Source organism: Pseudomonas sp. GW821-FHT09C08 (assembly GCF_059418125.1).
The window spans coordinates 744,982-765,782 of sequence record NZ_JBWKPG010000001.1 but is presented as its reverse complement, the minus strand read 5'-3'; the positions used below and the strand labels follow the sequence as shown (position 1 = coordinate 765,782).

The 20,801-nt window shown below is 62.9% G+C and carries 19 protein-coding genes; 10 read left to right on the top strand and 9 right to left on the bottom strand.

Going from position 1 to position 20,801, the window contains the following annotated elements; all coding sequences use genetic code 11:
- Positions 1 to 207: 207 nt before the first annotated feature.
- Positions 208 to 1,077 (top strand): isocitrate lyase/PEP mutase family protein, encoded by an 870-nt coding sequence (locus AC07OJ_RS03090; protein ID WP_065905235.1) that lies wholly within the window; start codon positions 208 to 210, stop codon positions 1,075 to 1,077.
- Between the two features lie 45 nt (positions 1,078 to 1,122).
- Here AC07OJ_RS03090 and AC07OJ_RS03085 read toward each other — a convergent pair whose 3' ends face one another.
- The gene (locus tag AC07OJ_RS03085; protein WP_495093905.1) at positions 1,123 to 2,448 is read right to left on the bottom strand and encodes an LLM class flavin-dependent oxidoreductase; all 1,326 of its coding nucleotides are present in this window, start codon (positions 2,446 to 2,448) and stop codon (positions 1,123 to 1,125) included.
- 117 nt (positions 2,449 to 2,565) lie between these two features.
- Between AC07OJ_RS03085 and AC07OJ_RS03080 the strand changes: the two genes are divergently transcribed.
- Both AC07OJ_RS03080 and AC07OJ_RS03075 read left to right on the top strand, forming a co-directional pair.
- Positions 2,566 to 2,979: a VOC family protein gene (locus AC07OJ_RS03080; RefSeq protein ID WP_495093904.1), complete on the top strand. Its 414-nt coding sequence runs from the start codon at positions 2,566 to 2,568 to the stop codon at positions 2,977 to 2,979.
- A 376-nt stretch (positions 2,980 to 3,355) separates the two neighbouring features.
- Positions 3,356 to 4,678 carry an OprD family porin gene (locus AC07OJ_RS03075; protein WP_065905229.1) on the top strand — a complete coding sequence of 441 codons (1,323 nt, stop codon included), beginning with the start codon at positions 3,356 to 3,358 and terminating at the stop codon, positions 4,676 to 4,678.
- On the opposite strand, the gene AC07OJ_RS03070 is transcribed toward AC07OJ_RS03075, so the two are convergent.
- Complete coding sequence (locus AC07OJ_RS03070; protein ID WP_495093903.1) at positions 4,679 to 5,161, bottom strand: winged helix-turn-helix transcriptional regulator; 483 nt, start codon at positions 5,159 to 5,161, stop codon at positions 4,679 to 4,681.
- Between the two features lie 107 nt (positions 5,162 to 5,268).
- Here AC07OJ_RS03070 and fabF point away from each other — a divergent pair, with 107 nt between their 5' ends.
- The 3 genes from fabF (at position 5,269) to AC07OJ_RS03055 (ending at position 9,041) form a co-directional block, all read left to right on the top strand.
- Positions 5,269 to 6,537 (top strand): beta-ketoacyl-ACP synthase II, encoded by a 1,269-nt coding sequence (fabF, locus tag AC07OJ_RS03065; RefSeq protein WP_495093902.1) that lies wholly within the window; start codon positions 5,269 to 5,271, stop codon positions 6,535 to 6,537.
- 73 nt (positions 6,538 to 6,610) lie between these two features.
- Entirely contained in the window at positions 6,611 to 6,991 is a 381-nt protein-coding gene (locus AC07OJ_RS03060; protein ID WP_065905223.1) for a RidA family protein, read from the top strand.
- A gap of 70 nt (positions 6,992 to 7,061) precedes the next feature.
- Positions 7,062 to 9,041 carry a peptidase U32 family protein gene (locus tag AC07OJ_RS03055; protein WP_282396584.1) on the top strand — a complete coding sequence of 660 codons (1,980 nt, stop codon included), beginning with the start codon at positions 7,062 to 7,064 and terminating at the stop codon, positions 9,039 to 9,041.
- Here the strand turns inward: AC07OJ_RS03055 and AC07OJ_RS03050 are convergent.
- Positions 9,019 to 9,924, bottom strand: coding sequence for a DMT family transporter (locus AC07OJ_RS03050; RefSeq protein WP_495093901.1), 906 nt, complete (start codon positions 9,922 to 9,924; stop codon positions 9,019 to 9,021). The genes AC07OJ_RS03055 and AC07OJ_RS03050 overlap by 23 nt on opposite strands.
- Before the next feature lie 109 nt (positions 9,925 to 10,033).
- Between AC07OJ_RS03050 and AC07OJ_RS03045 the strand changes: the two genes are divergently transcribed.
- The 3 genes from AC07OJ_RS03045 (at position 10,034) to AC07OJ_RS03035 (ending at position 12,471) form a co-directional block, all read left to right on the top strand.
- Positions 10,034 to 10,474: an Lrp/AsnC family transcriptional regulator gene (locus AC07OJ_RS03045; RefSeq protein ID WP_065905217.1), complete on the top strand. Its 441-nt coding sequence runs from the start codon at positions 10,034 to 10,036 to the stop codon at positions 10,472 to 10,474.
- A 100-nt stretch (positions 10,475 to 10,574) separates the two neighbouring features.
- A complete protein-coding gene (locus AC07OJ_RS03040) occupies positions 10,575 to 11,423 on the top strand; it encodes an NmrA family NAD(P)-binding protein (protein WP_495093900.1) in 849 nt (282 codons plus the stop codon).
- Between the two features lie 589 nt (positions 11,424 to 12,012).
- Positions 12,013 to 12,471 (top strand): REP-associated tyrosine transposase, encoded by a 459-nt coding sequence (locus AC07OJ_RS03035; protein ID WP_495093899.1) that lies wholly within the window; start codon positions 12,013 to 12,015, stop codon positions 12,469 to 12,471.
- Between the two features lie 425 nt (positions 12,472 to 12,896).
- On the opposite strand, the gene xylB is transcribed toward AC07OJ_RS03035, so the two are convergent.
- The 6 genes from xylB to AC07OJ_RS03005 form a co-directional block, all read right to left on the bottom strand.
- Positions 12,897 to 14,354, bottom strand: a complete 1,458-nt coding sequence (gene xylB, locus AC07OJ_RS03030) for a xylulokinase (protein WP_495093898.1) — start codon at positions 14,352 to 14,354, stop codon at positions 12,897 to 12,899.
- A 15-nt stretch (positions 14,355 to 14,369) separates the two neighbouring features.
- Positions 14,370 to 15,362, bottom strand: a complete 993-nt coding sequence (locus AC07OJ_RS03025) for a LacI family DNA-binding transcriptional regulator (protein ID WP_065905206.1) — start codon at positions 15,360 to 15,362, stop codon at positions 14,370 to 14,372.
- Positions 15,363 to 15,383: 21 nt separating this feature from the next.
- Positions 15,384 to 16,316, bottom strand: a complete 933-nt coding sequence (locus tag AC07OJ_RS03020) for an ABC transporter substrate-binding protein (RefSeq protein ID WP_495093897.1) — start codon at positions 16,314 to 16,316, stop codon at positions 15,384 to 15,386.
- A gap of 34 nt (positions 16,317 to 16,350) precedes the next feature.
- Positions 16,351 to 17,328 carry an ABC transporter permease subunit gene (locus AC07OJ_RS03015; protein ID WP_065905202.1) on the bottom strand — a complete coding sequence of 326 codons (978 nt, stop codon included), beginning with the start codon at positions 17,326 to 17,328 and terminating at the stop codon, positions 16,351 to 16,353.
- The gene (locus AC07OJ_RS03010) at positions 17,321 to 18,853 is read right to left on the bottom strand and encodes a sugar ABC transporter ATP-binding protein (protein WP_495093896.1); all 1,533 of its coding nucleotides are present in this window, start codon (positions 18,851 to 18,853) and stop codon (positions 17,321 to 17,323) included. Before AC07OJ_RS03010 ends, AC07OJ_RS03015 begins: the two co-directional genes overlap by 8 nt.
- 280 nt (positions 18,854 to 19,133) lie before the next feature.
- Positions 19,134 to 19,979, bottom strand: a complete 846-nt coding sequence (locus tag AC07OJ_RS03005) for a LysR family transcriptional regulator (RefSeq protein WP_495093895.1) — start codon at positions 19,977 to 19,979, stop codon at positions 19,134 to 19,136.
- A 115-nt stretch (positions 19,980 to 20,094) separates the two neighbouring features.
- Here AC07OJ_RS03005 and AC07OJ_RS03000 point away from each other — a divergent pair, with 115 nt between their 5' ends.
- On the top strand, positions 20,095 to 20,799 hold the full coding sequence (locus tag AC07OJ_RS03000; protein ID WP_495093894.1) for a haloacid dehalogenase type II: 705 nt from the start codon (positions 20,095 to 20,097) through the stop codon (positions 20,797 to 20,799).
- Positions 20,800 to 20,801 lie beyond the last annotated feature (2 nt).

Genomic DNA, 20,801 nt, shown 5'->3' with positions numbered 1-20,801 from the left:
GGAGAAGGCAGCATTCTGGCAGCGCAAAAACCTGAAGTCGACGGCAACGGCGCAGTTGCTGGCAGGAAAAAACACAGGCTAACCTATGTGCTAGAGGCATAGCCCATTCTCAAACGTCATAATCCTACGTTTTCCTACATGGTAATCTCACATCCCTACCAATAGGCATTGATCGTTTGTCGACAATGGCCCCAACCAGGAAAGATCATGCCAAGAAAGTCACACTCAGCCCTGCGTCGTAATTTCCGTGAATTGCTTGCAACGCCTACGTGCGTTGAAACCGCGTCTGTGTTCGACCCGATGTCGGCGCGTATCGCCGCCGACCTGGGTTTTGAGGTGGGTATCCTGGGTGGCTCTGTCGCCTCGTTGCAGGTACTCGCCGCACCCGATTTTGCCTTGATCACGCTGAGTGAATTCGTCGAGCAGGCCACCCGCATCGGCCGCGTCGCCCAGTTGCCGTTTATTGCTGACGCCGACCACGGCTACGGCAATGCCCTGAACGTCATGCGTACCGTCGAAGAACTCGAACGTGCCGGTGTCGCCGCGCTCACCATCGAAGACACGTTGCTGCCCGCGCAATTCGGGCGCAAATCCACCGACCTGATCTCCATCGAGGAAGGCATCGGCAAAGTCAGGGCAGCCCTGGAAGCACGCGTCGATCCGGAATTGGCGATCATCGCCCGCACCAACGCCGGCGTCTTGCCCACCGAAGCCGTGATCGAGCGGACCCTGGCCTATCAAAAGGCCGGTGCGGACGGGATCTGCATGGTCGGTGTCAGCGACTTCGAACACCTGGAGAAAATCGCCGAAAACCTCACCGTGCCGTTGATGTTGGTGACTTACGGCAACCCCAAGCTCAATGACAGCCAACGCCTGGCTAGCCTGGGTGTACGCGTGGTCGTGGCGGGTCACGGCGCCTACTTTGCTGCAATCAAGGCCACCTACGACAGCCTGCGCGCGCAGCGCCAGTTGACCCACAGCACCTCCAACCTCAGTGCCACCGAACTGACGCACACCTACACGTTGCCGGAAAACTACGTGGCCTGGGCGCAAGAGTTCATGGACGTCAAAGAGTAATACCCGGGCGGAACGAGGGGGCCACCCCCTCCTCCACACCCCGCTTCAGCTGAAGAACCGGTTGCCCGGCCGTGGCAATCCCAGGTTCTCGCGCAAGGTTGCCCCTTCATACTCGCGCCGAAAAATCCCCCGCGCCTGCAACTCAGGCACGACGTGGTCGACAAAATCATCGAGCCCGCCCGGCAGCCACGGGAACATCACGTTGAAGCCGTCACTGCCCTCCTCCTCCAGCCATTGCTGCATCTCGTCAGCAATACTCTGGGCGGTGCCCACGAACGACAGGCCGGCATACCCGCCAAGGCGCTGGGCCAATTGACGCACGGTCAGTTGCTCGCGATCGGCCAGGGCCAGCACACGTTCGCGGGAGCTCTGGCTGCCGTTGGTTTCGGGAATTGCCGGCAGGTAGCCGTCCGGGTCGAATGTGGACGCGTCCGTACCCAGCGCAACCGACAGCGAGGCAATTGCGCTCTGCTCATGCACCAGGCTGTCGAGGTGCGCACGAATGCGGCGTGCGTCTTCAAGCGTGTCGCCCACCACCACAAAGGCGCCAGGCAGGATCTTGAGGTGGTCGGGGTTGCGCTGGATCAGGCGCATGCGCCGCTTGATATCGGCATAGAAGGCCTTGCCCTCCTCCAGGTTGCCCGGCGCGACGAAGATCACTTCGGCGGTTTCTGCCGCCAGTTGCCGCCCGGGCTCGGAGGAGCCGGCTTGCACGATCACCGGCCAGCCCTGTACCGGGCGGGCAATGTGCAGCGGGCCGCGCACGTTCAGGTAGCGCCCCTTGTGATCGAGGGTGTGCAGCTTGTCGGGGTCGAAGAACACGCCGCTGTCGGCATCGCGGATAAACGCATCGTCGGCCCAACTGTCCCACAGCCCGGTGACCACGTCGTAGAACTCGCGGGCACGGGCGTAACGCTGATCATGCGAATAGGCCTCGTCCAGACCGAAATTCAGCGCGGCATCCGGGTTGGCGGTGGTGACGATATTCCAACCGGCGCGGCCATTGCTCAGGTGGTCCAGGGAGGCAAAACGCCGGGCAATGTGGAAGGGTTCGTCATAGGTGGTGGACGCGGTGGCCACCAGCCCGATGTGCTCGGTCGCCTGGCTCAAGGCCGACAACAGCGTGAACGGCTCGAACGAGGTTGCGGTATGGCTGCGCTTGAGTGCCTCGGTGGGCATGTTCAGCAAGGCCAGGTGGTCGGCCATGAAGAAGGCGTCGAACCGACCGCGCTCAAGGGTTTGCGCAAAGCGCTTGAGGTGCGCGAAATTGAAATTGGCGTCACGAAAAGCGCCGGGATAGCGCCAGGCGCCGGTGTGGATACTGGCCGGACGCATGAACGCGCCCAGCTTGAGTTGGCGTTGTGCAGTCATGAAGCACTCCCAGGAAATAGTCCTCAAGCATCGTCCGGCTGGACTTTTGCTGTCCAATAATCAAACGTGCTGGCTTATTCCTTGAAGTACAACCGTGCCCTGTCGTGAGGTTTAGCCATGCAGACCGTTTTCCACTTTGCCTTCAATGTCACCGACCTGGACCGCGCCAGGGCCTTCTACGGCGGCGTGCTCGGTTGCGAGGAAGGCCGCAGCACCGAGACGTGGGTCGACTACGATTTTTTCGGGCACCAGCTGTCACTGCACTTGGGCACACCGTTCAAGACCGAAAACACCGGGCATGTCGGCAAGCACCTGGTGCCGATGCCGCACTTCGGCCTGGCCATGGCCCTGGAAGACTGGCAAGTCACCGCCGAGCGCCTGACCCACGCCGGCACCGACTTTGTATTGCAACCGCAAGTACGCTTTGCCGGTGAGCCCGGCGAGCAGTGGACGATGTTTTTCCTCGATCCGTTTGGCAACCCAATCGAGTTCAAGGGGTTCAGGTCGATGAGTGCGCTGTATACGCGCTGAATCCCAATTGAGCCACGCGGTGTTTAAATAGCCATTGGTTAAGTGCCGCGTTATATAAGTTATTCGACCGCGCATAAAAAATCCGCCGCAGAGTCTGCGGCGGCAACCAAAGGTTTTTGTCGAAGCAGAGCGGCTAAGACAGGGCCAACGCTACACCCCTGCTTGATTAAATAGTGTGAAGTTTAATTAATCGAGTTTAATCCAGCGCCTGGCTGCAGGCCGCGTGAACTGTGCTTAGAATCAACCTCGGCAAACTCGCCGAACACAATAAGAATCGTAACGCCTCACCTGAAAAACATCTGCCAATACGCTCTTATGCGCCATCCAGTCAGTGCGATGTTTCTGTGCGCGTTAATTATTCCGGGGAAGTCACAACATGATCAAACAGTGCAGCCTGTTAGCGCTGGCGGTGTGCGCCAGTATCAGCCAATTCGCGCAAGCCGACGCCGTCTCCGACCAGGCCGATTCCAAAGGGTTTATCGAGGGCAGCAGTGTCACCGGGCTGTTGCGCAACTATTACTTCGACCGCAACCGCGAAGGCGGCAGGGCCGACAACCGCGACTGGACCCAGGGCGCGATGCTCAACTACGCCTCGGGCTTTACCCAGGGCACCATCGGTTTCGGCGTGGATGCCTACGCCTACGGCGGGCTGAAACTCGACGCTACCCATGCGGACGCCGGCACCGGCAACCTGCCGACCGACCGGCATGGCGATCCCGAAGATGCCTACGGCTCCGTCGGTGCCGCGGTGAAGATCAAAATCTCCAAGACCCAACTCAAGTTCGGTGACATGCAGCCCACTGCACCGGTGTTCGCCACCGGCGGTACGCGCCTGCTGCCCCAGACCGCCACCGGCTTTGACCTGACCAGCAGCGAGATCGCCGGGCTGGACCTGGAAGCCGGGCACTTCACCAGTACCAACAGCGGCATGACCAGCGACCATGACCACGATATCTACGCCACCTACGCCAACGTGCCGGCCAACAGCGCGAGTTTTGTCGGCGGCAAATACGCCTTCACCCCGTCCCTGAGCGCGACGCTGTACGCCAGCGAACTGGAAGATATCTGGCGTCAGTACTACACCAACCTCAACTACGTCATCCCGCTGGGTCATGACCAGTCGCTGGCCCTGGACGGCAACCTGTATCGCACCCTCGACACCGGCAGCGCCAAGGCCGGCGCGATCAACAACACCACGTATTCGGTCGCGGCGGCGTATTCGTTCCTGCAGGCCCATACGCTGACGCTGTCGTTCCAGAAAGTGCACGGCGACACGCCCTTCGACTACATCGGCACCGGCAACAACGGCGCGGGTGAAGGCGGCGACTCGGTATACCTGGCCAACTCGGTGCAATGGGGCGACTTCAACGGCCCGGGCGAGCAGTCCTGGGGGATCCGCTATGACTTGAACATGGCCAGCTATGGTGTGCCGGGCCTGAGCTTCATGGGTCGTTACATCAATGGCTCGGACATCAACGGCACCCATACGCCGGTCAACAGCGCGTATGCCGGCGACTATGGTGCCGATGGCGCTCACCACGAGACTGACCTTGAGGCCAAATACGTGATTCAGAGCGGGCCGGCGAAAAACCTGTCGCTGCGCGTGCGCGATGCGATCGTGGCGTCGAACGCCGATCAGCGCGATGGCGATTTGAACGAGTTGCGACTGATCGTCGACTACCCGTTCACCCTGCTGTAATCACTCCCGGAATGACTCCAGCCGCTCGCGCATCCCCGCGCTGGCGGCTGGACCGGCCTGCAACGTGCAGGCCTCCAAGGGCACCACCTGCCCATCGGCATCAGCCATCATCGGCTGCACCAACCGCCCCGTCCCGCGCTCCACCACCTGCACACTGGCGCCTTCCTCGGCGTAATGCCGGTTGCCCCACGCCACCAGCGACATCAGCACCATACGAAAATCCTCGCCCCTGGCCGTCGGTACGTATTCGTAGCGCGGCGGCCGTTCGCTGTAGGCCTTGCGCTCAAGCATCCCGGCGTCCACCAGGGCGGTGAGGCGGCGCGTGAGCATGTTCGGCGCGATGCCGAGGCTGCGCGAAAACTCATCGAAACGGCGCAGGCCTTGCAGCGCGTCGCGCATGATCAGGATGCTCCACCACTCCCCTACCCGGTCGAGGCTGCGGGCGATAGGGCATTCGTCGCGGGTCAGGGACTTGCGTTGCATAGGGGTTCCTGTGAGTCGCTATAAAGTTGTGTGACGCCATGTTACTTTCATCATGATAGTGACGTCCATAGGGTCTGTACCCTCAACACAACCGGAGTCGATTGATCATGAGTAAACGTATCGTTGTGACGGGCATGGGCGCCCTGACGCCGCTGGGCGCCAGCGTGGAAGCGACCTGGCAGCGCCTGTTGAAAGGCCAGTCGGGCATCCGTCGCCTGCCTGAAGAATTGATTGGCGACCTGGCGGTCAGCATCGGCGGCCAAGTCCAGAGTGCGCAGCAGGATGCCGAGGCGGGTTTTGATCCTGATCGGCTGTTGGCCGCCAAGGAACAGCGCAAGATGGACCGCTTTATCCTGTTCGCCCTGGCGGCGGCCGACGAGGCGTTGAAGCAAGCCGGCTGGGCACCGAAAACCCCGGAAGAACAGGAACGCACCGCGACCATCATTGCTTCGGGCGTAGGCGGTTTCCCGGCGATTGCCGATGCGGTGCGCACCACTGACAGCAAGGGCCCACGGCGTCTGTCACCGTTCACTATTCCGTCGTTCCTGAGCAACATGGCCGCCGGGCATGTGTCGATCAACTACGGTTTGAAAGGCCCGCTGGGTGCACCGGTGACCGCCTGTGCGGCCGGCGTGCAGGCGATTGGCGACGCCGCGCGGATGATCCGTGCCGGTGAAGTCGATGTCGCCGTGTGCGGGGGCGCCGAAGCGGCGATCCACCGGGTCAGCCTCGCCGGGTTTGCAGCGGCGCGGGCGCTGTCCAGCGACTTCAACGACACCCCGGAGCGTGCCTCGCGACCCTTCGACCAGGCGCGCGACGGCTTCGTGATGGGCGAAGGCGCCGGCATCCTGGTCATCGAGGAACTCGAACACGCCCTGGCACGCGGCGCCCAGCCGATTGCCGAGCTGGTGGGCTACGGCACCAGTGCCGATGCCTACCACATGACGGCTGGCCCGGAAGACGGTGACGGCGCACGCCGGGCCATGACCCAGGCCTTGCGCCAGGCTGGAATCGAGGCGTCTGCGGTGCAGTACCTGAACGCCCACGCCACCTCGACGCCCGTGGGCGACAAAGGCGAGTTGGCCGCGATCAAGACGGTGTTCGGCGCCACGGGCAGCCCGGCGATCAGCTCGACCAAATCCGCCACTGGCCACTTGCTGGGCGCTGCGGGCGGCATCGAAGCCATCTTCACCGTCCTCGCCCTGCGCGATCAGATCGCCCCGGTGACACTCAACCTGGACCACCCTGACGCCCTCGCCGAGGGCCTGGACCTGCTGCGCGGTGAGGCACGGCCGATGGCCATTGAATACGCGCTGTCCAACGGCTTCGGCTTTGGCGGCGTGAATGCCAGCGTGCTGTTCCGCCGCTGGCACTGACCCGCCGGTTTGCCCCTGTTGTGATTTTCGGGGACCATGGGCGCCTTTCCTTGACTGCCAACCAGAGGCGCCCATGGCCAACCACGACCTGTCCTACACTCCCGATCCGGATGCCGACTCGATTTCCTCCGACGTCATCGGCTTCAACGGCATCCTGGTCTCCACCCAGATCCCGACCCGCGCCGACGGCAGCCTGGAACTGGGCGATATCACCGCGCAAAGCGAATGCACCCTGCAAGCCTTGAAAGTCGCCCTGGAAAAGGCCGGCAGCTCGATGGACCGGGTGATGCACCTGACCATTTATCTGACCGACATGGCCGACCGCGCCGCCTTCAATGAAGTCTACAAACGCTTTTTCGCCAAGCCCTGGCCCGTGCGCGCGGCTGTTGGCGTCGCCGCCCTGGCGGTCGACGGCATGCGTGTGGAAGTCACCGCGATGGCCGCTCAAGCCTGAAGTGATGCCGGTCAGGCATTTCACGGCTACAATGCGCGCCTCAACCGTGACAAGCCTGACTAAAAAAACTATGTCCTTGCCCAAGCATCACCTGGAATTGCTCAGCCCTGCCCGCGATGTCGCCATCGCGCGCGAGGCTATCCTGCATGGCGCCGACGCCATCTACATTGGTGGCCCGAGCTTCGGCGCCCGCCATAACGCCTGCAACGAGGTGAGCGATATCGCTCAACTGGTGGAGTTCGCCCGCCGTTACCACGCGCGCGTGTTCACCACCATCAACACCATCTTGCATGACAACGAACTCGAACCTGCGCGCAAGCTGATCCATCAGCTCTACGACGCCGGTGTCGACGCGTTGATCGTGCAGGACCTGGGCGTGATGGAGCTGGATATTCCGCCTATCGAGCTGCACGCCAGTACCCAGACTGACATCCGCACCCTGGGCCGCGCCAAGTTTCTCGACCAGGCCGGTTTCTCGCAGCTGGTATTGGCCCGTGAGCTGAACCTGCAGGAAATCCGCGCCATCGCCGACGAAACCGATGCCGCCATCGAGTTCTTCATCCACGGCGCCCTGTGCGTGGCGTTCTCCGGGCAGTGCAATATCTCCCACGCGCAGAATGGCCGCAGCGCCAACCGTGGCGATTGCTCCCAGGCCTGCCGCCTGCCGTACACCTTGAAAGATGACCAGGGCCGCGTCGTGGCCTTTGAAAAGCACCTGCTGTCGATGAAAGACAACAACCAGAGCGCCAACCTGCGCGCCCTGGTCGAGGCCGGCGTGCGCTCGTTCAAGATCGAAGGCCGCTACAAGGACATGGGCTATGTGAAGAACATCACCGCCTACTACCGCCAGCGCCTCGACGAGATTCTTGAAGACCGTCCGGACCTGGCCCGCGCCTCCAGCGGCCGTACCGCACACTTCTTCCTGCCCGATCCGGAAAAAACCTTCCACCGGGGCAGCACCGATTACTTTGTCAGCGACCGCAAGATCGACATCGGCGCCTTCGACACTCCAACCTTCACCGGCCTGCCGGTGGGTGTGGTGGAAAAAGCCGGCAAGCGCGACCTGCAGGTGGTGACCCATGAGCCGCTGTCCAACGGCGACGGCCTCAATGTGCTGGTCAAGCGTGAAGTGGTGGGTTTTCGCGCGAACATCGCCGAGCCCAAGGGCGAGTTCGAGGAAGACGGCGAGAAACGCTATCGCTACCGCGTCGAGCCGAACGAAATGCCGGCCGGCCTGCATCAACTGCGCCCCAACCATCCGCTGAACCGCAACCTGGACCACAACTGGCAGCAGGCCTTGCTCAAGACCTCGGCTGAACGCCGGATCGGCCTGTCATGGGTGGCGTGCCTGCGTGAAGAGCAGTTGCACGTCACCGCGACCAGCGAAGAAGGCATCAGCGCCAGCGTCACCCTGCCCGGCCCGTTCGGTGTGGCCAACAAGCCGGAACAGGCGCTCGACACCCTGCGCGATCTGCTCGGCCAACTCGGGACCACCGAATACCACGCGACCAACATCGCGCTGGATGCGCCGCAGGCGTTCTTCATCCCCAACTCGCAGCTCAAGGCGTTGCGCCGCGAAGTGATCGAGGCCCTGACCGCTGCTCGCGTCGCGGCGCACCCGCGTGGCGGGCGCAAGGCCGAAACCACGCCGCCGCCGGTGTACCCGGAAGCGCACCTGTCGTTCTTGGCCAACGTCTACAACCAGAAGGCCCGCGACTTCTATCATCGCCACGGCGTGAAGCTGATCGATGCCGCCTTCGAAGCCCATGAAGAAACCGGCGAAGTGCCGGTGATGATCACCAAGCACTGCCTGCGTTTCTCGTTCAACCTGTGCCCTAAACAGGCCAAAGGCGTGACGGGGGTGAAAACCAAGGTTGCGCCGATGCAACTGATCCATGGCGATGAAGTGCTGACCCTGAAGTTCGACTGCAAACCCTGCGAGATGCACGTGGTGGGCAAGATCAAGGGGCATATCCTCGGCCTGCCGCAACCGGGCAGTGGCGTGGCGCATTTCGACCCCGAAAACCTCATCTACCAGGGCACGCACTGACGCTGCGGGAGCGGGGCCACCACCAGCCCCGCTGCAACCCTGCCGCCGCCAGCAGAATCGCCGCCACACCCAACCATTGCAGCCAGCCGAGGCGATGCCCGAAGGCGATCCAGTCCACCAGGATCGCCGCAATCGGGTAGATGAACGACAACGCGCCGGTGATGGCCGTGGGCAATTTCTGGATCGCGCCGTACAGCAGCACATACATCAACCCGGTATGTACCACCCCGAGCGTGATCAAGGCCGACCAGGCGTTGGTCGATGCCGGCAGGCTGTTCCAGGGCACCAGCGGCGCCAGGAGTACCGCGCCGGTGGTGACCTGAATCAACGCCATCAAATGCGGCGGCACTTCTTTCAAGCGCTTGATAATCAGTGCGGCAATCGCATACAAAAAGGCCGCGCCCAAGGCCAGGGCGATCCCGGCGAGATAGTCGCCACCGCCCGACTTTTGCTCGCCATGGGCCGTGACAATCGCCAGCATCCCGAGGAACGCCACGCTCAACCAGGCCAGCTTCTGCACGGTGATTTTTTCACCCAGAAACAGCGCTGCCAACAGCACCAACATGAACGGCTGCACGTTGTACACCGCCGTGCTGATGGCGATCGACGCGTGGGAATAGGACTCGAACAACAGCAACCAGTTACCGACGATGGCCACGCCGCTGAGCATCGCCAGGCCGAGTTTCGTCCAGCTGAGCAGGTCGCGCCGCAGGTAGCCCAGCAGCGCGCACACCAACAACAGGGCCAGCCCGCCGATCACGCAGCGCCAGAACACCACTTCGATCACCGACACGCCCGACACCAGTACAAACCAGCCGATAGTGCCGGAGATCAGCATGGCGGCGACCATTTCCCACGAACCGCGACGGATAGATGTGTCCACGATGGAGGCTCCTCAAATGAGGCTCAATTATGGCAATCTGCTTGGCAGCCGCTCCAGCGACTAAAAAAGGCAAAACCTCGTATTCACCTTTACTAATTAGGCGCCCCCCATGATCGACACCATCGACCAGCAACTGATCGCCGCCTTGATGGACGACTCGCGGCTGTCCCTCAAGGCTTTGGCCGGCATCACCGGGTTGTCCTCGCCGAGTGTCGGCGAACGCCTGCGCCGCCTCGAGGAACGCGGCGTGCTCACCCACTACACCGTCGACATCGACCCCAGACACTTCGGCTACCTGCTGCAAGCCATCGTGCGCATCCGCCCGTTGCCGGGCAAATTGCAGGAGGTGGAACGCCAGATCCAGGCGATCCCCGAGTTCACCGAGTGCGACAAGGTCACCGGTGATGACTGCTTTATCGCACGCTTGCACGTGCGCACCATGGACCACCTCGACACCCTCCTCGACCGGCTGAACGCGTATGCCGAAACCAACACCGCGATCGTCAAGAAAACCCCGGTCAAGCGACGGCTGCCGCCGCTTGCGGATTAGTGACCAGGCGTCATCAACGCAGTGACAGGATCGCTATTCTGTCAACATTGGCCGATCTTTATGCTGGGCTCCACACATTGGAACCACAGGTATAAAGCTCATGTACGTCATTACCGGAATCACAGGCAAAGTCGGCGGCGCCCTGGCGCATCACCTCATCGAAGCGGGCCAACCGGTGCGCGCAGTCATGCGTGACGCGGACAAGGCGGCCTATTGGGCGGACCTGGGCTGCGAGATAGCATTGGCGCGAATGGAAGATGCCCAGGCCCTGACCGAGGCCTTCCGGGGCGCGACGGGGGTGTTCATCCTACCGCCTTCGGATTTCGACCCGCTGCCGGACTTCCCCGCTGCGCGCGCGGTGATTGCCGCCGTCAGCCAGGCACTCCAGGCAGCGGCGCCGAAGAAAGTGCTATGCCTGTCCACCATCGGCGCCCAGGCCCGCGAACTCAACCTGCTGACCCAGCGCACCCTGATGGAACAGGCGCTGAGCGCCCTCGATCTGCCGGTGACCTTCCTGCGCCCGGCCTGGTTCATGGAGAACGCGCTTTACGATGTGATCGCCGCCCGGGAAACCGGCGTCATCCATAGCTTCCTGCAACCCCTGGACAAGGCCGTGCCGATGATCGCCACCGCCGACATCGGCGCCCTGGCGGCGCAGTTGCTGCAGCAGGACTGGGCTGGCCGCCGCGTGGTCGAACTGGAAGGCCAATGGGTCAGCCCCAACGACATCGCCCGCAGCCTGACGCAAATCCTCGGCCGTGACGTATGCGCCGAAGTGGTCGAGCGTGACACCTGGGAAGCATTGCTGCGCGCCCAAGGCGCACAAAACCCAACACCGCGCATGCGCATGGTCGATGGGTTCAACGAAGGCTGGATCTGCTTCGAGCACGATCAGGTGCTCAAGGGCAGCACCTCACTGGACAGTGTGCTGCGCAAGTTGGCTGGCTGAATAGGTTTGTTGTGGTTACAACACTTTATGTGGCTAGCAGGTTTGTTGTGGTGAGCAAACGCTATGTGGCAACCAGGCCTTTTGTGGTGAGCAGGCTCTATGTAGCAAACAGGCTTGTTGTGAAGAGTGGGACCTATGTGGTGAGTAGGCCCTTTGTGGTGAGCAGGCTTGCCCTGCGTTGGGCTGCGCAGCAGCCCCAATACAGTCACCACATGTTTCCAGAAAGACTCAATCGTCTGGCCAAGGGGCCGCTTCGCGCCCCAACGCAGGGCAAGCCTGCTCACCACAAAGTTTTTGCTCACCACAGAGGGCGTGCTCACCACAAGGTTCTGCTCACCACAGAGGGCCTGTTCACCACAAGGTTCTGCTGACCACAAAAGGCCTGCTCACCACATGAAGCCGACTCCCCACAAAAGGCCTGCTCATCCCAACAACCCTGTCTGTCACATGAAGCCTGCTCGTCACCTGAAATCAACTTGCTACAACAAGACCATTTGCCACGATGAAACAGGCAGACACGGATCTCCCCAGGGGTAGTCCACCTCCGCTGCTAACGTGAAAGTCTCTCATCCCTGCAAGGAGCAACGGATTGTTTCGTCAGCCGAATTCTCACCTTTTACGCCGGGGCCGATACTCGGAAACCGGGCGTGCTTACCTGGTCACCGCCGTGGTCCATCCACGCTTCCCCTTGTTCAGTGACTTTCACCTGGGCCGATTGCTGGTCGCTGAATTCAAAAGAGCCCACGACAGCGGCATGGTCAACTCGTGGGCGTGGGTGATCATGCCGGATCATTTCCATTGGTTGTTCGACCTCAACGACGCGACGCTGGCGGATGTCATGCGCCAGACCAAGTCACGCAGCACATTGAACGTGAACCGGGCGCGGCGTAGCCGGGAAAGGTTCTGGCAGCGTGGCTACCACGACCGCGCGGTTCGGGTGGAGGAAGACCTTCGCAAGATGGCTCGCTACATCATTGCCAATCCACTGCGGGCGGGTCTGGTCGAGCGTATTGGGGATTACCCGTTGTGGGATGCGGCTTGGCTGTGACCCTGGCCCCTGGGCAAAGAAAGTGTGTTGGGGGTGAACAGCGTTGTTGGGGGGAGCAGGCTTTATGGGGTGAGCAGGCCTGTTGTGTGGTGAGCAGCCCTGTTATGGGGTGAGCAGGCTTTATTTGGTGAACAGCCCTTTTATGTGGTGAGCAGGTTTCCTGTGGTCAGCAGGATCTATGTGGTGAGCAGGCTTGCCCTGCGTTGGGCTGCGCAGCAGCCCCATAGGGTTATCCAGACACCCCGGGGCGCTTGGACCAGGGGCCGCTTCGCGCCCCAACGCAGGGCAAGCCTGCTCACCACAAGAAACCTGCAAGCAACAATGCCAGCTAACCACAAGAAGCCTGCAAGCAACAAAGCCTGCTAACCACATGAAACCTACTTCCCACATAAAGCCTGCTCACCCCATCAATCCCGCCCCCCCCCTCAGTCATGCAACCCCCTCGCCGCCGCAAGCAAGCCCTTAAACTTGGCATAGCGAGCCTGCAGCACCAGTTGCTGCGCCGGATCAGGTTGATACCGGGCCTTGATCGGCAGGCCCACCGCCAACTGGGCGCCCTGCCCGATGGCCATGAACCCCAGCTTCGCCGCACCAATACAGGCGCTCAGCTCGCTGCCGTGCAGGGTGTAGATTTCCCGCTGGAGGATATTTGACAGCAACTGCGCCCAGTACACGCTGCGGGCGCCGCCGCCCACCAGGGCGCAGGACGTCACGTCGGCGCCGGTCGACTGCACCGCGCGCAACGCGTCGAGCAGGCCGAAACCGACGCCTTCCATCACCGCATACCCGAGCATCGCCGGGGTGCAGTCATGGCCCAGGTTCATGAAACCACCGCGCAACAACGGATCGTTATGCGGGGTGCGCTCGCCGGCGAGGTACGGCAGAAACAACGGCGTATCCAGTGCAACCGGTTGGCCGATCGGCAACTGCGCCTGCACCTGGTCCAACAGTGTCTGTTCATCGGCCAGGCCCACCAGCCGCGTGACCCAGCGCAAACAACTGGCACCGGCGAGCATGGCGCCCATGGTGTACCAGCGGTTCGGCAGCGCGTGACAGAAGCTGTGCACCGCACTCGCCGGGTTGCCGGCGGCGTGGTCGGTGATCGCGACAATGGCCGCGCTGGTGCCGAGGGTGATGAAGCCATCCCCCGCATTGATCGCGCCGATACCGACGGCCGCCACCGGGTTGTCACCGCCACCGCCGGCAATCACCACGTCGGGCGCCAAGCCCAAGCCGGCTGCGACCAGACGACCACTCGGCGCGCCGCCTTCGATCAACCGCGGCATCTGCGCGGGCGTCAGGCCCGTGGCGCGCAGCATCGGCTCGAACCACTCACGCTTGGCCACCTCCAGCCACAGGGTGCCGGCGGCGTCTGACATCTCGCTGACGCGCTCGCCAGTCAGGCGCAAACGCAGGTAGTCCTTGGGCGACAGCACACAATCAATCGCCTGGAACACCTCGGGTTCGTGCCGTTGCAGCCACAGCAATTTGGGTGCGGTGAGCCCGGCCATGGGCAAGCTGCCGGTGGCGTCGGCAAACGCCACGCCGAGGTGTTCGGCCTCGGCCACGGCGCGCGAGTCATCCCAGAGGATCGCCGGGTACAACACGCGGTCGTCATCCCCCAGCAACACGGCGCCATGCATCTGCCCCGACAGGCCGATACACACCACGCGGGCATACGCTGGGTGGCGGCGCAATTGCTCCAGCACTTGCAGGCACGCCTGCCACCAGTCTTCAGGGGCTTGTTCGGACCAGCCACTGTGGCGCCGCGACACGCTCAAACGCACCCCGGCATGGGCCAGCACGGCGCCGCTTGCATCCATCAGGATGGCTTTGAGTTCCGAGGTGCCGAGGTCGATGCCGAGGGAAACAGGGGTGTTCATACGCGGGTATTCCAGTCAGAGACAGCCACATGAATTACGCAGTTGCAGGCTCGGCGCCAGGCGCACTGTTTCCGGTGGTGCCTGGGGCGAGGCCATGCGTTGCAGCAGCCGGTGCACCGCGCGCGCCCCGAGTTCCTGGACCGGCTGGGCGATCAGGGTCAGGCGCGGCACAAAAAAATCCGCCCAGTCAAAATCATCGAAGCCCACCAGGGCCATCTGCCCCGGCACCTCGACCTGCGCGTCACGCAGCGCGTGCATGGCGCCGAGGGTCATCAGGTTATTGCCGGCCATGATTGCGGTAGGCGGCACCGGCAAGGCCAGTAGTTGCGCGGTCGCCACGCGGGCCGGTTCACTGTTGGAGCCGCCGTTGACCAGCAGCTGCGGATCGAAATCCACACCCGCCGCCTGCAACGCCGCACGGTAGCCGGCGACGCGTTCATCGGTGGTCCCCAGGCCCGCCCGCCCGGCGATAAAGCCAATGCGCCGGTGCCCATGTTCGATCAAATGCGTGATCAGCGCCTGGGTGGACAACGTGTTCTCGACCCCGACCTGGTCAAACTGCGGGCTCATCATGCGGTCCACCAGCACGGTCGGCACCTCATTGGCCTGCAGGTAGTGGAGCGCCAACGAGCCGGTCGACGGGGCCAGCAAAATCCCGTCGACGCGCCGGTGATGCAGCGCCGTGACCACCCGCAGCTCCTGCTCCGGGTCATCATGGGTGTCGACGAACAGCATCATGTAGCCGTGCCGGGCGCACTCGGTTTCAATCGCGTGCACGGTCTCGCTGAAGTAATGGTTGGACAGCGCCGAAATCGCCACGCCAATCGTGCTGGTACTCGAACGGGCCAGCGAGCGCGCCAGGGTGTTGGGGATATACCCCAGCTCCTGGATCGCGCGCTGCACCGCCTGCACTGTCGCCGGGCTGACTTTGCGTGTGCCGTTCAATACGTGGGACACGGTCGACGACGACACCCCGGCCCTGCTTGCCACGTCATCCATGGTGACCACGACGCTGTTCCTCTCAATGAATCAATGTTTGCTCGACCAGCCGCTGTACGTGCCGACGTTGTCGCGGGTGATCAGTTTTGGCGTGAGCAGGGTAACCGCTTCGGCCGGGGCTTTGTCGTTGAGCAGGTCATTGCCGACATTCACCGCCGTCTGCGCCATGGCCCATGGGTCCTGGCTGGCGGAGGCCTGGATCTGCGAGTCGGTCTTCAGCGAATTCTCGATATCCGGCGCGCCGTCCACCGAGGTAATGATGATACCGCTGCGCTTGAGCTGCTTGGCCGCCAGGTCGCTGCCAATGGCTTGCGGGTCGTTGATCGCGAACAGGCCGTCGATTTTCGGGAAGCGCGTCAGGTAACCCTGCATCGCGTTCAGCCCGCCTTCGCGCGAACCTTTGCCGTCCTGGTCGTCGGACAGCACCTTGATGTCCGGGGCCTTGGCCAGCGCGGCCTTGCAGCCTTTGACGCGGTCGGTCACGGCAGTCACTTGCGGGCCGTTCTGGATAATCACGTTGCCCTTGCCCGCCAGCTTGTCCACCAGGTATTGGCAGGCCAGCTTGCCGGCTTCGACGTTGTCGGTCTGCACCGTGGCGTTGACGCCCTTGGCGTCCACATCCACCGCCACCACGACGATGCCGGCATCCCGCGCTTTCTTGATCGCCGAGGCCATGGCCGACGGGTCGACGGCATTGATCAGGATCAGGTCGACCTTGGACGAGATGAAGTTGTCAATCTGCGAGAACTGCTTGCTCAAGTCATAGTCGGCCGACACCGAAGTGACCTTCACATTCGGGTTCAGCTCCTTGGCCCGGGCGCTGGCGCCATCGGCCAGGGTCACGAAATACGGGTTGCCCAGCGAGCCCATGCTGATGCCCAGGGCCTTGAGTTCGCGGGCTTCGACGGCTTGGGACATCAGCGCAGCCAAGGCCATGACGGGAAAGATGCGTTTAAGGTTCATGCGGGTCTCTCTTGTGATTGTTATGGGGGTGAACTCAGGTCCGTGCACCGGACTGGCGATAGCGATCCAGCGCGACCGCGCCGATGATCACGATGCCCTTGATGATGTATTGCCAGATATCCGACACCCCCAGCAGCACCAGGCCGTTGGTGAGGACCGCAATGATCAGCGCGCCGATCAAGGTGCCGCCGATAGTGCCGACGCCACCGGTAAAGCTGGTGCCACCGAGGATCACCGCGGCAATCGCATCCAGCTCATAGGATTGTCCGAGTTGCAGGCCGTTGGCGGCGAACAGGCGCGAAGCACTCATCACCGCGCCCAGCCCGGCCAGCGCGCCGGACATGGCGTAGACGAACAGCAGCACCTTCCACACCTTGATCCCGGAAAGCCGTGCGGCTTCGGGGTTGCCGCCGACCGAATAGATCTGCACGCCCATCACCGTGCGGCGCAGGATGAACCACGACAGCGCCACCACCGCCACCGCAATGACCACCAGCCAGGGCACGCCGAGGATCGAGTCATTGCCGATAAACGCAAACGGCAGATCGGGGTTGAATACGGTCTTGTCGTCGGCCAACAACCGCGCCAGGCCGCGCATCGCGGTGAGCGCGCCGAGGGTGACGATAAACGGCGGCAGGCGCATGAAGGCGATCAAGCCACCGTTGACCAGGCCCAGCAACAGGCCAAAACCGATGCCCGCGGCGATCCCGAACATGCCGAACTGCGGCGACATCGACGCCTGCAGCGCCACCACGGCCGAGGCCGCGAGGATCGCGCCTACGGACAGGTCGATACCTGCGGTCAGAATCACAAACGTCATGCCCGCCGCCAACACCACGTTGACCGACGCCTGCTGGGTGATGATCGACAGGTTCTGCACGGTCAGGAAGTTCTCGCTGGCCAGGGCAAAGCCCACCAGCAGCAGGATCAGCACCGGCAGCATGCCCACCGTGCGCATCAGTTCGCGGGCGCGCTCGGCCTTGCCGGGTGTTGCAATCATCGAATCAGCCATGGGCAACCACCTGATCGCCACCGGTGGCGAGGTCAATAATACGTTCCTGGGAAATGACGTGGCCGGAGGCCCCGCCGACTTCGGCCACCAACTGGCCTTCGCGCATGATCAGCACACGGTCGCAGGTGCCGATGATTTCCGGCAGCTCGCTGGAAATCACCACGATGCCCACGCCCGCTTGCGCGAGTTGATTGATGATGCGGTAGATCTCGGACTTGGAGCCGATGTCCACGCCCCGGGTGGGCTCATCGAGAATCAGCACGTGCGGCTTGACCTCCAGCAGCCGCGCCAGCAAGACCTTCTGCTGGTTGCCGCCGGACAGCGCGCCGACATTGACCTTGCCCGATGCCACGCGAATCGACAGTGACTGGATCGCAGCCTTCGCGCGTTGCACGGCGTGGCCACGGTCCAGCACGCCACCGGCATGCGCGTCCGGCACGCAGGCGCAGACATTGATGTTGTCGGCCACGCTCATGTCCAGGAACAGCCCCTGGGCCTTGCGGTCTTCGGTGAGGTAGACCACGCCGGCGCGAATCGCGTCCGCCGGGTTGCGCAACTGGGTGACGGTCTTGCCGACTACTTCGAGGGTGCCGGAGGTGCGCGGGTCGGCGGCGAAGATCAGCCGCGCCAGCTCGGTGCGCCCTGCCCCGACCAGCCCGGCGATGCCCAGCACTTCGCCGGCGTGCAGGTCGAAGCTGCAATGGCGCACACGCTTGCCATCGGCCATGTCGCGTACGCGCATCACCACGTTGCCGGGGTTGTACGCCGCGTGCTCCTTCTTGTAGAAACCGGAGAGGTCGCGGCCGACCATCATCTTCACCAGGACCTCGGCCGACAGCGCGTCGCGGGTCAGTTCGCCGATGTATTGGCCGTCCCGCAGTACCGAGACGCGGTCCGACAGCTCGTAGATTTCAGCCATGCGGTGGCTGATATAGATGATTGCCAGGCCCTGGCTGCGCAGTTGCTTGATCAGCGCGAACAACCGGTCGGTCTCGCGGGATGACAGCGGCGTGGTCGGTTCGTCCATCACCAGGATCCTGGCGTGGGCGTGCAGCGCGCGGGCGATTTCCACCAACTGGCGCTCGGCAATCGACAGGCTGCTGACCGCGGTGGCCGGCGTGAACTCCGCGCCCAGGCGTTGCAGTACTTCGCTGCAACCGGCCTGCATGCCCTTGCGGTCGATGGTCCAGCCACGCCGCAATTCGCGGCCCAGGTAGATGTTCTCGGCCACGCTCAGGTTCGGGCACAGGCTCAGTTCCTGATAGATCACGGCGATGCCGAGGGCTTTGGCGGTGGCGGGCGTGAAGGTGGCGACGGGCTGGCCAGCGATGCGGATTTCGCCGCCGGGGTCGGCCTGGTAAGCGCCGGAAAGGATTTTCATCAACGTCGATTTGCCGGCGCCGTTCTCCCCCATCAAGGCGTGGATTTCGCCGGGGTAGACTTTCAGGCCGACATTCTTGAGCACGCGCAGACCGTTGAAGGTCTTGCTGATGCCCTGCATCTCAAGCAAGGGTTCAAGGCTCATGAATGAGCTCCTGCGTTTATTATTTTTGTAGTCGAGTGCTGCCGACTCTATGTCAGATACATTTGCTTACGCAAGCGCTTGCGTCGGCCATTTATCGGCAGGTGAAACGTTTAATCATGGCGATCTGCCAGAAACGCCCTTACTGCGTGCTATTGAGGGTGAAAGTTTCACGCGAGGTGGTCGTCGTGCCAGTCCGGGAAAGCCTGGCCTGATCGGCTCGATGGGAGGCTGGTTGATCGAGAGCGGCTAAGGGAGGGGTTTCGCTGAGGGAAAACGGGCGCTAGCCGGCTGCTGACAGTTGGTCGCGCAGGCAGTCGATCAAGCCTTGATGGGTGGCGCTCAGGCGTTCCACACCACTGACCAGCGCCAGTTCCGAAGGCGGCACTGGCGGTAATTCGGTGCAGATGCGGTGGGTCGTCAGCACCGCGCTCCTGGGCAGGATGCTCAGGCCCAAACCCGAGGTGACGGCGGCTTGGATCCCGGTCAGGCTGTGGCTACCGAACGCCACGCGCCAACTGCGCCGGGCCTTGTCCAGCGTACGAATGGCCCGCTGACGATAGATACAGCCCTGGGGGAACAATGCCAGGGGCAGCGTTTCGACCTGCAGGTCCTGGCCGTGTCCGCAGACCCACACCAAGGGCTCCGGCCAACTGGCGTGACACTCGCCGCTGCCGGCTTCGCGCTTGACCAGGGCGATGTCGATTTCTCCGTTCTCCAACTGGCGGCGCAGATCGGTGCTCATGCCGCTGACTGTTTCCAGCCGCGCTTCCGGGCGCGCGCGCACAAAACCGGAGAGCATCGAGGCCATGCGCGTGGCGTCGAAATCCTCCGGCACGCCCAGGCGCACCGGTACCAGGCGGGCCTCGGTGTTCAACGCATCGCGGGCTTCACGGGACAGGTTCAACAGGCGTCGCGCGTACTGGGTGAGTAATTCGCCGTGCTCGGTGGCACTGACCTGCTGGCCGGAGCGATCACGCACCAGCAAGACCTGGCCGACGCTGTCTTCGAGCTTGCGAATCTGTTGGCTGACCGTGGATTGGGTGCGATGCACACGCTCGGCGGCGCGCGTGAAGCTGCCCTCGTCCACCACGCAGACCAAGGTATGCAGCAATTCTAGATCCAACATGCTGGCGCCCCTCATATCGACAATCCAACTGAGCTGGAGAGGTTAATTTAATTTCCCACTGACCGCCAGGTTTCCTAAGCTGACCCGGTCACTCACTCTTTTCGACAGGTGCCCCATGCCACTTGAACATTCCCCGCGCCCGCTCTGGCTGACCTTTGACTGCTACGGCACGCTGATCCAGTGGGACGAAGGCCTGCGCGCCGCCATTGAGCGCATCCTTGCGGAAAAAGGCGCACATTCAGTCGACCCCGACACGCTGCTCAGCGTGTATGACCGCCACGAACACACCCTGGAACAAACCCCGCCGCATCGCAGCTTCCGCACCCTGGCGGGCTTGAGCCTGCAGCTGGCCTTCAAGGAACTGGGCCTGCCCGCCAATGACAGCGACAGCGCGGTGCTCACCGACAGCATCAGTGCCATGCCACCGTTCCCGGAAGTGCCGGGCACGCTCCAGCAGCTCAAGGCGCTGGGCTACAAGCTGTGTATCGTCTCCAACACGGACGACGATGTGATTGCCGGCAACGTCGCGCAACTGGGCGGCCACATCGACCGCGTCATCACCGCCCAACAGGCCGGCGCCTACAAGCCCAATCGGCGCTTGTTCGACTACGCGCATGAGCAGCTCGGCGTCGGCCTCGACCAAGTTGTGCATATCTGTGCCAGCCCGCACCTGGATCACGCCGCCGCCCGGGACATCGGCTTTCGTTGTGTCTGGATCGACCGTGGCACCGGTCGCCAGTTGCTGGCCGACTACACGCCGGACGCCATCCTGCCGACCCTCGACGGCGTGCCCGGGCTGTTCAAGTCCCTGGGGTGGTGAGC

Coding starts and splice junctions, on each gene's coding strand:
- AC07OJ_RS03090 (WP_065905235.1), top strand. CDS start 208: ATGCCAAGAAAGTCACACTCAGCCCTGCGTCGTAATTTCCGTGAATTG.
- AC07OJ_RS03085 (WP_495093905.1), bottom strand. CDS start 2,448: ATGACTGCACAACGCCAACTCAAGCTGGGCGCGTTCATGCGTCCGGCC.
- AC07OJ_RS03080 (WP_495093904.1), top strand. CDS start 2,566: ATGCAGACCGTTTTCCACTTTGCCTTCAATGTCACCGACCTGGACCGC.
- AC07OJ_RS03075 (WP_065905229.1), top strand. CDS start 3,356: ATGATCAAACAGTGCAGCCTGTTAGCGCTGGCGGTGTGCGCCAGTATC.
- AC07OJ_RS03070 (WP_495093903.1), bottom strand. CDS start 5,161: ATGCAACGCAAGTCCCTGACCCGCGACGAATGCCCTATCGCCCGCAGC.
- fabF (WP_495093902.1), top strand. CDS start 5,269: ATGAGTAAACGTATCGTTGTGACGGGCATGGGCGCCCTGACGCCGCTG.
- AC07OJ_RS03060 (WP_065905223.1), top strand. CDS start 6,611: ATGGCCAACCACGACCTGTCCTACACTCCCGATCCGGATGCCGACTCG.
- AC07OJ_RS03055 (WP_282396584.1), top strand. CDS start 7,062: ATGTCCTTGCCCAAGCATCACCTGGAATTGCTCAGCCCTGCCCGCGAT.
- AC07OJ_RS03045 (WP_065905217.1), top strand. CDS start 10,034: ATGATCGACACCATCGACCAGCAACTGATCGCCGCCTTGATGGACGAC.
- AC07OJ_RS03040 (WP_495093900.1), top strand. CDS start 10,575: ATGTACGTCATTACCGGAATCACAGGCAAAGTCGGCGGCGCCCTGGCG.
- xylB (WP_495093898.1), bottom strand. CDS start 14,354: ATGAACACCCCTGTTTCCCTCGGCATCGACCTCGGCACCTCGGAACTC.
- AC07OJ_RS03020 (WP_495093897.1), bottom strand. CDS start 16,316: ATGAACCTTAAACGCATCTTTCCCGTCATGGCCTTGGCTGCGCTGATG.
- AC07OJ_RS03015 (WP_065905202.1), bottom strand. CDS start 17,328: ATGGCTGATTCGATGATTGCAACACCCGGCAAGGCCGAGCGCGCCCGC.
- AC07OJ_RS03010 (WP_495093896.1), bottom strand. CDS start 18,853: ATGAGCCTTGAACCCTTGCTTGAGATGCAGGGCATCAGCAAGACCTTC.
- AC07OJ_RS03005 (WP_495093895.1), bottom strand. CDS start 19,979: ATGTTGGATCTAGAATTGCTGCATACCTTGGTCTGCGTGGTGGACGAG.
- AC07OJ_RS03000 (WP_495093894.1), top strand. CDS start 20,095: ATGCCACTTGAACATTCCCCGCGCCCGCTCTGGCTGACCTTTGACTGC.